The organism is Thiohalocapsa sp. ML1 (assembly GCF_001469165.1).
Lineage (GTDB): Bacteria > Pseudomonadota > Gammaproteobacteria > Chromatiales > Chromatiaceae > Thiohalocapsa.
Genome location: NZ_JABX01000079.1, coordinates 1 through 12,990, shown reverse-complemented (window position 1 = coordinate 12,990; position 12,990 = coordinate 1). Strand labels below are relative to the sequence as shown.

The 12,990-nt window shown below is 71.7% G+C and carries 6 protein-coding genes and 1 CRISPR repeat array; all 6 genes read right to left on the bottom strand.

From position 1 onward, the window contains the following. Positions 1–44: 44 nt before the first annotated feature. Positions 45–566: direct repeats of the CRISPR family, unit length 36 nt; unit sequence GTCGTAACCCCCTCAATTTCGGGGCGTCATTCGGAC. A gap of 251 nt (positions 567–817) precedes the next feature. After that, positions 818–3,166, bottom strand: coding sequence for an RAMP superfamily CRISPR-associated protein (locus ML01_RS25710; RefSeq protein WP_058558233.1), 2,349 nt, complete (start codon positions 3,164–3,166; stop codon positions 818–820). Next, positions 3,163–5,127 (bottom strand): RAMP superfamily CRISPR-associated protein, encoded by a 1,965-nt coding sequence (locus ML01_RS25705; protein WP_058558232.1) that lies wholly within the window; start codon positions 5,125–5,127, stop codon positions 3,163–3,165. The genes ML01_RS25710 and ML01_RS25705 overlap by 4 nt, the downstream gene beginning before the upstream one ends. Then, the gene (locus tag ML01_RS25700; RefSeq protein WP_058558231.1) at positions 5,111–7,090 is read right to left on the bottom strand and encodes an RAMP superfamily CRISPR-associated protein; all 1,980 of its coding nucleotides are present in this window, start codon (positions 7,088–7,090) and stop codon (positions 5,111–5,113) included. Before ML01_RS25700 ends, ML01_RS25705 begins: the two co-directional genes overlap by 17 nt. Beyond that, positions 7,090–8,718 (bottom strand): hypothetical protein, encoded by a 1,629-nt coding sequence (locus tag ML01_RS25695; protein WP_058558230.1) that lies wholly within the window; start codon positions 8,716–8,718, stop codon positions 7,090–7,092. The genes ML01_RS25700 and ML01_RS25695 overlap by 1 nt, the downstream gene beginning before the upstream one ends. A gap of 78 nt (positions 8,719–8,796) precedes the next feature. Then, on the bottom strand, positions 8,797–11,610 hold the full coding sequence (locus tag ML01_RS25690; RefSeq protein ID WP_058558229.1) for a hypothetical protein: 2,814 nt from the start codon (positions 11,608–11,610) through the stop codon (positions 8,797–8,799). A gap of 91 nt (positions 11,611–11,701) precedes the next feature. After that, positions 11,702–12,667 carry a CRISPR system precrRNA processing endoribonuclease RAMP protein Cas6 gene (gene cas6 / locus ML01_RS25685; protein WP_058558228.1) on the bottom strand — a complete coding sequence of 322 codons (966 nt, stop codon included), beginning with the start codon at positions 12,665–12,667 and terminating at the stop codon, positions 11,702–11,704. Between the last annotated feature and the right edge of the window lie 323 nt (positions 12,668–12,990).

The window sequence follows — 12,990 nt, the reverse complement described above, 5'->3', positions numbered from 1 at the left end:
CATTCGGACGCCTGGGTACGGGACCTGGGCCGAGATGGGACGAGGTCGTAACCCCCTCAATTTCGGGGCGTCATTCGGACCTTTTACAAACTCGAGGCAACGAGAAGTGACGTGTCGTAACCCCCTCAATTTCGGGGCGTCATTCGGACGTATTCACTGGGCACAACATGAAAAGTGCACGAGTCGTAACCCCCCTCAATTTTCGGGGGCGTCATTCGGACCGATCCGATCGCGCCGGCGGACATCGGCGCGGCGTCGTAACCCCCTCAATTTCGGGGCGTCATTCGGACAAAAGGTTTTGGGCAAGCTAGGTCCGCTTGGGAGTCGTAACCCCCTCAATTTCGGGGCGTCATTCGGACGACAAGGACGGGTGATGCAGAATAGTAATATCAGTCGTAACCCCCTCAATTTCGGGGCGTCATTCGGACAGAAAAGTAGAGGAAGGCAACTGCCTTCCAGACGTCGTAACCCCCTCAATTTCGGGGCGTCATTCGGACTCATATCCTTAGGAGGTACGCCATGTTCAAGATGTCGTAACCCCCTCAATTTCGGGGCGTCATTCGGACAGCTTGACTTTTGGAAACTTCTGCATTGCCAATGGCGTGGGGTGTCTCGTTCAGGGCACAGCACTGTGGCGAAAAAGTTAGGTTACGCGGGGGCTGAATTGGCTGCATATATGTTCAGTTCTCGGGTGTCAGGTGGGTTGCGGGCTCGCCGGCTCGGTGTGGTTCAGCATAGTCGGTGGGCCGGCCGGGTCAATTCGGATGTGAAATCGAGTCGGCCGCCATTGGTGTCGTTGCGGAGCGCGCGTGTCGGTCTATGGGAGCGTGCGCAGCGGATCGAGTGGTGCATCGGGATCTGTGGGCAGTGGCGGCAGTGCCTGGGCATCTTGCTGCCCGCCCGCAACACGTTTGTCGTTGGCAACGAACCACTTGAAGCCGTTTTGTTCAGCGGCGGGCTGGTTCTCGTGCAGCGCGGTGCGCTGGGCGGCCGTGACCGGATAGGTCACCGGCACGCCGTCGGCGAGCCGGCCCGGATCGCCGACGGCGCACAGGGCCGCCAGGGTGTCGGCGTCGATGAGGTCGGGGACGGCTGGCGGTGCCTCGATGCGCGGGAGCTCGCGGGCGGCTGCGGCGCGGGCGGCGATTCGGTCCGCCTTGTGCTGGCGGACGGGCCAGTCTTTGGGCTCGGCCCCGTCCGCGAGCCAGACGGCGTGCCAGCGGTGCTGCTCCGTGGCGGCGGCGGTGCTGTAGCGGGTTGCGGGGTCGCGGCGGAACAGGGCCTCGATGCGCAGCGCCACGCTGCCGAGCCCGAGCGGCTTGCCGAGCCCGAGGCGGTGCAGGAAGCCGGTGCCGGGCTCGATGGCGCGCCACAGCAGGGTCAGCTCGGCGTCGCTCAGGTTGTCGAAGTCGATGGGGAAGATGAAGTCCTGCCCGGCGGCGACGGGCCGGGCGATAAGGCGCAGGCGGTCGTTGTCTGTATTCTCTTCGTGGCGCGGCCAGGTCTGGCCGCCGTTCAGGGCCTCACGGTGATGCAGGTAGACCTTGCGGCCGTTGGGGCGGTGCTCGCCGCGTTTGAGCTGCTGCTTGCCGACGGGCGTGCCGCGCCGGCCGCGGGGGTGGAAGTAGAGCGTCGGGCTCGGCGGCTTGGGGCTGTTCAGGGTCTTGAGGGTGTCCTCGGGCGCGCGGGCGACCTTGTCCGGAACGGGCAGCGCGTCGTGCACGCGCAGGCGCCCGGCGAGGTTGCGCGCCGGTGCGTGCTCGCGATCCTTCCGGACGGCGGCGGGCAGCTCCTCGGCGACGCCGAACAGGGCCTCGGCGGGGGTGAGGGCGTCGCGGCCCGCGGCGCCCCAGGGCAGCAGGCGGCAGGGCGCTCCGGCGTCGTCGGCGAGGGCATGGAAGAAGGCGTGGGTGCTGTCGCCGTCGGCCCCCGGCGTCGCGGCCGGCACCTCGGCGCGCCAGATGGCGGAGAAGGACAGCTCGCTGACGCGCGGGGTCGGGTCGTCGGTGACGTCGAAATGGACCAGCATGCCGTCCACGGGGCGCCAGGGCGAGGTGCCGTCTCGGCCTTCGATCTGGGCACGGGTGGGCAGATGGTGCTCGTAGCCTTCCGGGAAGAAGGGGTAGAAGCCCAGTCTGTCGTCATCCGGCGCGTGCTGGCGGGGGGTGTTGTTGCCGGTCCAGCGCTGCGCGGCGCGCTCCAGCACCAGGCGCTCGAAGCGCTCCAGCACGCCGGGCGCGAAGGCCAGCGGGCGGCGCGGGGTCTGTGGGCGGCAGGGGATGAAGCGCTCGTGTTTCTTGCCGAAGGGGATCTCGGTCTCGCGCTCGGCGATGCCGAGCACGCGCAGCCAGCCGGGGGTGGTGTCGTCGCCGGCCTCGCGCTGGGGCGCGCGGCCGGGGCTGATGTTGCGTCCGAGCAAGGCGGCCTTGTGGATGTGAAACAGATTGGGGTCGGGCTGCGCGATGGGGGCGGTGACGGGCCAGTGCAGGGCGGGGTGGTCCGCCAGCGCGCAGTGCCAGGGCTCGTCGTGGCCGACGCGGCTGCTGTTGGGCTGTGCGTCGGCGAGGAAGCTGCCGGCTGCCAAGTGCCTGTAGCCGTTGATGTAGGCCGGCAGGCATTCGCCAAGCCGGCAGGTGCCGAGGTCGGTGGCGAACACGCGCTGCCACCTCGCCTCCACGTGGGCGGTGCCGTTGTCGATGGTCAGCGTCGGCAAGGTCAGAGGCTCCAGCCGCAGGCCGCCTTCGTCCACGACGATGCGCCCGATGGCGGACAGCGCGCCCTCCATGGGCTTGCGCACGGAGTAGTGGCGGTCTTCCAGCACCCGCAGCGCGGACTGGCTAAGCCCCTCCGCGACGGCGCCGAGCATGCCGCGCAGGCTGTTGCCCGGAAAGGCGGGGCGGGCGTTGCGCAAGTAGGGGGTCACCCGGGCGGATTCGTTCTGGTTCGGCTTGTGTTGCGTATTGCCGACGATGGTGGGTGTCTTGGTGGTGAGGCGCACCAGGAGTCGGCCGGTCCAGGCACCGGGCAGCCAGCGGTCGTGGCGGATGGGGGCGGCGTCGGGGGCGGCGGCGCGGATCTGCTCGAAGGGCGTGCTGGGTGTGGGCGCACCGTTCACGCGGCCGGTGACGGGGAGGAACTGGTAGGGGTTGTAGAAGGTGTCGCTCATTGGGGCTGCTCCGCTGTGCTGGGCTGCGCTGCGCCGATCCGCTGCTCGGGCGCCGCGGGCGTGCGGCCGGCGCGGGGGTCAAGCTCGGTTCTGATGGCCTGCTCCAGTTGCTCCAGCCAGGCCCGGGGCTCGCCGCCGGTGAGGGTGCGCAAGTGTTCCAGCACCTGCGGCCAGGCGTTGCTGTCGCCGTCGGCCATCCGCCCGGTGGCGTGTGCCAGGTTGGCGGTGGTGCTGCCGGCCTTGGCGCCGGCCGGGTCGAGCCGGAAGGCGACGGCGCCCCAACCGCGCCCCTGGCCCCAGCCGAGGCTGAGGTCGCCTTCCAGCGCATCGCGGGCCACGAGCAGCAGCAGCCCCTGCCACCAGTGCGGGGTGCCGCCGGCCTCTTGGCGCGCGAGCCGGGCGGTCTCCAGCAGCAGCGGCGCACGGAAGCTGCCGTCGACGGTGCCCTGCACGCTGAAGAGCGCGCCCTGGCCGCGGATGGAGCGGGTGCCGCCGGTGAAGCGGTCGATGGCGATGAAGGTCTGCTCGTGGCACTTGACATGCTGGGCCTCGGCGCCGGCCGGTGGCGGGTCGGCGTCCGGGAGGTCCTGGTCCGCCGCCCGGAGCTTGCCCTCGGCGCGGGCGTCGCCGAGCCAGAGCGCGCCGCGCCGCTCGGCGCTGCCGAAGAGCCGGCCGAGCAGCGCTTCGGCCGCCTGCTCCGCCAGCAGGTCGGTGGGCGCGGCCGGGCTCGCGCCGTCGGCCGCGGTTTCGAGTATCCCCGCGGCCATGGTGCAGAGGATGCGCCGGGCGCGCGCACGCAGCAGGCCCACGAGGCTGGTGCCGGGCAACAGCGGCGTGCCGTCGGCGGGGTCGCGGCTGAAGTAGTGCGTCGGCGTGTGCTCGTCGTCGGCGCCGTCCGCGGGCCGCCAGCCGGGCTCGTTGACTAGGATCGGGCCGCGGGGGGTGAGCTTGAGATCCAGCGCGAGCACGCCGGGCGGCGGCGCGGGCGCGGTGGCGTTGGCGGCCCTGCCTTGGGCCTGCGCGAGCAGCGCCGGGTCCGGCGTCAGGCAGTCATCGAGGCGCCCGGTCGGGTCGTCCTCGGCGAGCCAGCGGCGGAAGGTGGCCTCGTCCAGGGTCAGCACGTCCGTCGGCTCCCAGGCGACGCGGCCCCAACCCTTGCCGGTGCGGGCGCCGAGGGCGCCGGCCAGGGAGCCGTCCCAGCCGCGCAGCAGCGCGAGCAGGCCGCGCAGCTCGTCCCGCGTGGCGTCGATGAGGTCCATGACGATGCGAAAGGCGACGCCGGCGGGTACGCGCTCGTGGCTGTACAGGCGCTCGTCCATGGCGGTGCCGAGGCGCGGGTCGCGGGCGATGCCCTGGCGCAGCGCGGTGCCGCGGTGCTGCATCCAGTACGGGGGCAGTGCCGGGGTCTTGTTGTCGGGTGGGCAGCGCGTGTTGTTGCCGGCGGCGGGCGTGTCGGCTAGCGCTCGGTAATCGGGCAGGCTGGCGTCGGCGTCGATGAAGGCGTCGCGCAGGCGCAGGCAGCCGGCGCTGGCTTGGCCGTCTGCGGGGCTCGGCGGCACCTCGCCGAACAGGCGCCGGCGGAGCGCGTCCGCGGCCCCAGCGCCGTGCAGCCGCGCGCGCAGAGCGCCGCGCAGGCTGCTGGCGGGCAGGTAGGGGCCGCGGCCAGGGAGCAGGCAGCAGGTGTGGTAATCGGGGGCGGTGTCCAGCTCCGGGCGCTCGCGCTCGGCGGGCAGGTCGTCTTGCCGCCACGCGGCCGTGTCGCCGCTGCCGATGTGCAGCGGGCTCTTGAGCCGCAGCAGGCCCTCGATGCGGGCGCGGGGCAGGCGTGGGGCCGACGCTGCCTCGGCGGATGGCGCCGCGGCGGCTTCTGCCTGCGCGGTGGCGGCGGGCTTGGTCGGGCGCTCCGGGCGCTTGCTCGCTTGGTCCCGGCCGGGTTTGCCGCGCTTAGTCTTCGAGCCCATGCCACTCCTCCCGTTGCGGTTGCAGCGCCGCGTCGCGGGCACAGGCGGGGTCGATGACCACCTCGCCGTAGCCGTTCTGCGGGATCCAGGGGTTGTGCTTGTGATCCCCGGCCAGTCCTGCGGACGCCGGGCGGGTGTTCCCCGGTGCCGGCGGGGCGCCGACGGCGGGCAGGCCTTCGCTGTCCCAGCACTGGAGCACCTGCTGGATCGCGTCGAGCTTGGCGCCGCGGCGTGCGCGCAGCACGAAGACGCTGCCGGGTTGCGTCAGCAGCACCGGGTGATAGTCGCGCTCGCGGCGCTGGAAGCGGCTCCACCAGTAGCGCCCGCCGGCCAGCGCCTCGCGCGTGAAGGCGTGGGCGAGGTCGAGCTTGTGGTTGGAAAGCCGGCGGAAGACATCGGCGTAGGCGTGGTGCAGCGCGGCGCCGTCGTTGCTCGGGCGGCAGTGCCAGCCGGGCGGCAGCAGGGCGGCGGCGCTTTGCAGCAGCACGACGATGGGCGCGTCGCGGTGCGCCGGGTAGGACGCGAGCCGCGGCCGCCAGCCACTGCCGCGGGCGATGCCGCAGGGCTCCGGCCGCAGCTCCACCGCCACGGCCGCCTTGGTCTTGCCAAGCGGTGCGAGCGGTGCGGCGCAGAGCTCCGCCAGCAGCGCGAGCAGCGGCTGCCATTGCGCCCGGCTCACCTTGGGCAGGTCCAGGTCGGCGAGCCAGCGGTGCTCACCGGGGATCAGGGTCTCCACGGAGAACAGCATGCCGCTTTCGGTGTTGTTGTTGTATTTGACGCTGCCGGTCTGCGGATCGATACGGTTGCGCACGCGCAGGCCGCGGGGGACATCCTTTTCCGGCCAGCCGCACCAGTCCTGCGCCAGCGTCCAGTGGGCGGGCTTCCAGTCCGGCTGAAAGCGCGGTGCCTTGCCGCCGAGCAAACCCGGGGCGTGCTGGAGGGCGAGGTCGCGCAGATGCAGCGTGTTGGGCTTGGCCGCGGCGTCCGTGAAGGCAAAGCTCATCGGCACGGCGAGCGGGCGGCTCGCCGTGCCCGTGTTCACCGGGTGGGCGTGGGTGATGCGCAGCGGGTCGAGCAGCGGCGCGAGCAGCGCGTTCTGCTTCGGCCAGCGGGCGGCCAGCAGCGCCTTCAGCGCGGCGCCGGGGATGTGGGTTTCGGTGCTGAAGCGGTTCCCGGCGCTGCCCTTGGGGCCGGGCCGCGGGAAGCAGAGCTCGGCCAGGGGGCGGATGGAGAGGCCCAGGCGCAGCCGGGCGGTATCGGCGTCGCCCGCCGGAAAGGGCAGGTCCAGCTCCGCGGGTATGCGCCGGACGGCGGCCGGCCCGGCGCCGTCGGGTATGCCGGGGGCGTCGCCGGCAGGCTCTTCCGCCAGGCTCGCCGCGGCGCTCAAGACCCGGCCGTAGCCGATGCCCCGCAGACCGCCCACGGCGTGCACATAGGCGCAGGCCTTTTGCAGCCAGCGCAACAGCTCTGCGGCCTCGGCGGCGTCGTCGAGGCGGGCGCGGATCTCGCCGCTGAAGCTGACTTCCTCGGCCGGCGCGTGCGGGCTCTCCAGGGTCAGGAGCTGGCCGCGGGCGACGGCGCCGGTGGCGGGGTCGATGCGGATGCGGTGCTGGAGGCGGCCGGGGGTGCCGAGGTCGGCGGCGATCCACAGGGCGTCGAAGTCGAGCCGGGCGGGCCTCAGGTTGAAGGCGTCAACGGGCTTGTTCGGGTGGTTCGAGGCATCGGGGTCGGGTCCGAGCCAACGCTGGAGGCGCTCCAGCGGCCAGTGCTGCGGGTCCGCGTCGGCGAAGACGGTCCAGGCGTCGCGCAGCAGGCCGCGCACCTGGGTGCCGGGCAGCGCGGTGTGCTGCGCGTCCGCGGCGCGCAGCGGCAGCGCGTCGATGCCGAGCCGGCCGGCCTCCAGGGAACGGCTCAGCACCGGCCCGGCGCAGGTGAGGCGGACGCGAAAGGTGTAGGGCTTCATCAGGGCTCCTCCGCGGTGCGCGGGGCGAGGTAGTCCCAAAGCTCCAGCAGGTGCAGCCAGCGCCAGACGGCGCTCTGGCCGGGAAAGAGCTGCGCGGCAAGCGCGGGCATCTCGCGTTGCGGGCCGTTCGTAGGCACGAGGGCGTCGAGCTGCCGCACCAGGTCGTCGCACTGCTCAGGCTTGGCGCAATCCGCATCCCGGGTCAGGCGAAAGCCCAGGTCGCGGGCTTTGCCCAGCGCCAGCCGCGGGTCGTCGCCCGGCAGCGGCATGGCGGCGGCGGGCGGGTTGCGCAGCGCGGCGAGCCGGGCGAGGGCGTCCGGCTGCGCCGCGGGCGCAAGCGGGCGGCGCTCCGCGGCGCGCGGGCCGTAGCGGGTGCGGTGAAACCCGGCGGGGGCGTTGTGCGGGGCGTCCACGGACTCGAGCAGCAGATAGTCCCAGCGGTCGGCGTGGCGGCTGTCGTCGCGAGCCTTGATCTGGTCCGCGAGCCGGCGGGCCAGCTCGCGGGTGCGGGCGATGGGCACCTTGTGCTGGCAGAGTACCAGGCCGCCGGCGTGGGTGAGCGGTTGCGGCTTGCCTTCGGCGTCCGGCCAGGTGAGCTCGCCCCTGGCGTGCGCGGCCGCGCTGATGGCGTAGAAGTGCATGAGCGCGTCCAGCGCGAGGCCCGCCGGCAGCACGAGCAGGATCTCATCCCCGCCCCAGAGCAAGAGCTCAAGGCGCAGGCGGGGCGGCTCCGGCGGCTTGCCCCGCCGCGGCGCTGGCCGGTGCCAGGCGTGCGGGTGGTCGGCGAGCCGGTGGATGAGCTCTGCAAGCCAGTTGCGGCGGAAGGCCGTGACCATGTCGTCGAAGGCGCGCAGCCGATGCTCGCTGTCACAGCGGGCTTGGTGGGCGCCGAAGCCGTTGCCGTCGAAGTACAGCACGCCGAGCTTGCCGAGCAGCGGGTCGCCGGCGGGCAGGTCACCGGCGCCCGGGGCGATGTCCTCGAAGCTCCGGGCGTAGGCGAGGTCGGGGACGCCGCTTGCCCAGTGGAGGAAGGCGTCCTTCTGCTCGCGCCCGAGCTCGGCGCGGGCGTAAACGGAGGCACTCGCGGTCTTGTCCCCGTCCAGTCGCAGGTCGGCGGACGCCGGGCGCAGGTCGTCGAAATGGTCCACTAGCCGGCAGCCGGGCAGCGGTGCGGGGATCGCGACGGCGGCCTGGCGCAACTGCCGCATGCGGTTCTTGGCGATCACGGCCTCGTGGGCCCGGCTGAAGTCGCCGTTGGCGGGGTCGTAGGGCTGGGTGTCCACAACAAAGGTGTGATGCGGCCAGCGCTCGGCGAGGGCCCGTGCCACGGCGTCGGCGAGGCGGCCGGCATCCCGCCGCGGCGCACGCAGCGCATACAGCCCCACCGAAGCGCCGGTGCTGATGCGGCGCGGCTTATGCTGCGGGAAGCCTCGCCAGAAGAGCCCGCTGAGCAACGGCCAGCGCGGGGCGAGGGGCTCCGGGTCCGGGCCATTCGGGTCGGGCTCGAGCGACTGCGGGCCGAATAGGGCGCCGAAGCTGCCGCCGCGGATGACGGCGATCTTGTCGGTGTCGTCGATGACCTGTTCCAGGTTGACGGCTTCGATGCGCAGGAGGAGGTGTTGGAGCATGGGTGCGTTGATTGCGCTTGCGCGCTGGTTGTTTCGGATCGGCTGCCGGCGGGTCGTGGCAGCGCGTTGGGGCCGTATCTACTCGCAGGCGCCCGAGTTGTCGTCGCGCTCGGCACGCAATGCACGCAGCAGCAGGTTCAACGTGAGTACGCCGATGGTGAGCGCAACGACGAATGGCCAGTTGTGGTTGAGCCATGCGGCGAGCCAGATCCAGAGCCCCTCCAGCCCGGTCGCGGGTGCCTCGGGGTCCGGTGCCGGATTCACCGCAAAAGCCACCAGGCTCAGCAAGACCGAAGCAGCAGCGAGGTAGGCCCCGACGCGAGTGAGCCGATGCGCGTTGTCTGCCTGGATGCGTGCGCCGCGCGTTTGCACGAGCTCATCCGTCCGTTCCAGCTTGTCCTTGACCAAGGCGTACTGCGCCTCCAGGCCAAGCGCGGCCGCCTGGCGCTGGAACAGCTCCTCGCCCTGCAACTGCGAGCTGACGTGGCGGAGCCACGTGCGGTTGGTGAAGCGGATGAAGTCCTGATGCAGGCACTCGATGCGGCGCAGCTTCGCGGCCTGGAGCTCGGTGTTGGGTCGGCGCTTGCCACCGGGTGCTTGGAGCCGCAGGGTCTCCGCCGCGATGCGGCGCTCGAAGTGGGCGAGGATTAGCTCGAACAACAGCGACAGCACCAGCATGGTGCCGTAGATGTGCGGTACATGGATGCGCGCGATGGGGCCGCAGAAGAGGGCGCCGCAGCCGACGGCGGCCTGGGAGTAGTTGGTGCAGCCGATCAGGGTGCCGAGCCCGGCCCAGCGCTGTTCCGCTTGCATGGCCAACTGACCGGCGACGAAGTCGCGGTCGTAGACCCAGCCGTCGGCGCCGGCGTCGCGGCCCCGGTCGACGAAGAGGGCCAGGCTGAACAGCCGGCGCAGGGCGTCGAGCGCGGCCGGGTCGGCGCCGGGCGGTGGCCCGGCGAGGCCGTAGGCGACGTTGACGACCATGCGGTCGTCGCGCACGGCGGCGAGCCGGTTTTGCAGACAGCGCGAGAGATCGTGCTCGGTCGGCCGTTGGTCCGATGGCTCCGCGTCCGGCCCCAGCAACAGACCAAGCAGCTTGTGAACGATTGGGTTGACGGACCGGCTGCCGTCGAAGCGTCGGATCTCCTGTGCTCCTTCGAGCAGCACGACATTGTGCAGCTTGCCCTCGCTGCGCTGCTCCGGAAAGGCGGCGCGCAGCAGGCGCGCGGACTTGGTGAAGGTGAGCCAGCGCTCGGCCTGTGACTCGCGGATGGCGCCGCGGATGTCGGGGTCTGCGGTGAACAGCGGGTGCCACCAGTCGTCGCCGTCCGGCCAAATCAGTCCCGTCGGCACTGCTTCGGCGTCCGGCGCCTTGGCTTGGCGGTCCGCCCAGGCCGATACGGCGTCGGGCTCGGAGTAGGTGCAGCGCAGCGCGAGCAGGAAGCTGTCTTGGTCGTAGCGGTACAGCGACAGCTCGCGGATTGGGACCGTGATGTCGCCGTACTCTGACTTCTCGACCCGCAGCTTCAATTCCGCCCCGTTGCCCGGCTTGAGGCGCCAATGGGCGAGCTCGCCCGCTTCGGCATCGAGCACGCGGCGCTGCACCTGCGGCAGAAAGTAGAGCAGCGCCTGGGCGTGGGGCAGGTGCTCGTCTTTGCTGAGGCCGGCGGCGAGGCGACGGCGCTGCTCGGGGTCTCTGTTGGCGTGCTCGATGGCCGCGTTGATGCGGGCGACGGCGGAGATCTTGTCGTCTTCGGCCGTGCCCGCGTGCACGTCGGGCAGCCGTTCGAGCACATGGGCCTTTACGCGCGTCTCAAGCAGCTCGTTGACCTTTGCCGGCAGGCCGGTACGGTGATCGTCTCCTTCGTCCTGCTCGTGCAGGTCCAGCGGCAGCAGGAAGGTGCAGTCGTAGTGCCGCAGCGGTCGCCCGTGCACCAGCGCCACCGCGAGGCAGCGGGAGGCGAGCCGGTCCATGGCCCCCGGCGCCGCCGCGGCGCGCAGCTCGGCATGGAGGCGGCAGCGGAAGCGGCCGACATCGAGCCGGAGCGTCAGGTCGGCCTGGAGCGTGACGTCGGCGCGCAGGGTTGCGAGCCAGTGGAGTCGGCTGCGATCCGTGGTGAGCAGGAGCCGGCGTGCCGCCGACGGGTCGTCGCCCGCCGGTGTGCCGATGGCCAGCGTCGCTCGCAGCCGCACCGGCGACTTGCGGTGCATGGCCTGGCAATAGTCGCCGTCGTCGCGCTGCTTGGGGTCGGGGTCGGCGGGGTCGTAGCCGTTGCCTTTCTCTGTGGAGTCCGGCGTTGCCGCAGCCTCGCTTTCCCGCGCTAACCGCGCCTCGTCTGCGCCGGGGACCAGCAGGCAGGTGAGGTCCGCGAGGTCCAGGAACCGATCGGCGCGGGCGTCGCTGGAGCTTGGGGGCTGCATGGCTTTGGCACGTGTCCAGTCCATGCCCGCCGCGGAGAGTCCGGCCCAGCCGTCGCGCTGCCAGGCCTGCGCTTCGAGAAGGTCCAGCCCTGCGGGCTGGTCGGCGTCCGCGCCGTTCGCGCTGTCGCCCCGCAGGGCGAGCAGTTGCTCCAGCAGCGTATCCCCCGGCAGCGCGGCGACTTCTTCCGGCGTCGCATCGCCGCCGTAAACGCGGTTGCCGGCGCGCTCGGCGACGTAGCCGGCCACTCTGAGCCGGGCCAGCGCGGCGGCGCAGCGCAGGTCCGCTATGAGGATGCGGGCGGCGTCGGCGTGCTGCGCGGCGAGCCTCAGCGCCATGCGCCGCGGCAGGTGCGCGCCGGCCGGGAGGCCGAGGCCGGCGGCGGGGGCACCGTGGGCCGTGAGCCGTTCTTGCAGAGGCTTCGGCAGCGCCTTCCAGGCCGCGTCCGAGGCCAAAAGCAGGATCTTTTCCATGTGCGTCTCCCTTGTCCGCTGCCGGGCTGCGCTCTTGCGGCGCCTGCCGGCTCATGCCGGGTGCTGATCGGGTGGGTGTTACCCCTAAAGGTTACTCCGTCAAAACACGATAAGCACCCAGGCCGAAGCTGGTGTTCTTGCCGATGTGCACGTACTGGCCGAGCCACAGCAGCGGCCACAGCTCGGGCAGCGCGGCGTCCGGCACGCGAAAGCGGCCCATGAGACCGCCGAGCTTCATGTGCTGCTGCTGGCGGGAGGAGTAGCGCGTCCAATCGTGCCAGTGGAGCTCGGCGGCGGCGGGGGGCAGGGCCTGGATGCACTCGCGATGGCGCTCCCAATAGCAGGCCGGCGCATCCGCGGCCCCGAACAGGGCGTCGAGCCGATCCAGCCGCTGGCAGAGGTGATAGAGAAACTCGGCGGCGGTGAAGCTCGCCGCGTCCACCCAGTCGCCGCGGCGCTTGATGCGCAGGGGCGTCGGCAGCTCGATGACCGCCGCCGCGGGCGGCGCGGGCAGCACCACGGCGGCGGGCTCCAGCAGGGCACAGTGCTCGGCACCGGGCTGCCAGAGGGGGCTCCAGACATCGCTGCCGAGCGCGGTCTCCTGGGCGACTTGGGTCAGCTCGAACTGCCCCCGGTCGTGCCCCCGGCCGCGCCCCAGTCCGAGCTCGCCAGCGCGCTGAAAGGCGTAGATCCAGTAGGGCAGAAAATCGATGCTGTCGCCGATGAGGGTGAGCCCGACGGCGAGTGGCTCGCCGGGCTGTGCGGTGCGGTTGCCCGGCTCCAGCAGGTTCAGCACGTAGGGCCGGCTGGTGTCGTGAAAGCGCGCGGGCGGCTGGTCGGCAGGCGCGCCGTCCTCGAAGAACCGAAAGAAGGCGCAGAAGTCCGTGATCAGGCAGCCGGCGCAGCTTGGCACGCGCGGCACGCAGACGCTCTGCCGGAAGGCTGTCGCCAGGGCGCCGCGCCACATGGAGCCGGTGTAGGGCGGCAGCTCGATGGGCGTGGTCGCCGTGACGGCGAAGCGGAAGAGTGCCACGGGCGGAAAGTAGAGATCGTTCATTGCGTGTTCCTGTAAGCCGCGCTGCCGCGCCAAGAGCGGTGCGCCAAGGCATCCCACGCGGACCCTCGTAGCAGCCACGGCGTGCGATGCCCGTTTCCCGAAACCCTCATGCAGACGCACGTCCCCGTCAATGGCCCAATGCATCCCGTGCCGCGGCAATCACGGCACACTGGAGGTGGTCACCGATGGCGCACCACCGACTCATCGCCTGGGGGCGCTGGTCGCCCTGGGCTTTCCAAAGTAAGCGAGGTATCGAGATGGGGCCTTGATCATCGTACCGGCCGCGATGACCCGAGGTTCTGCTCGTGACACCGCTCCTGCGG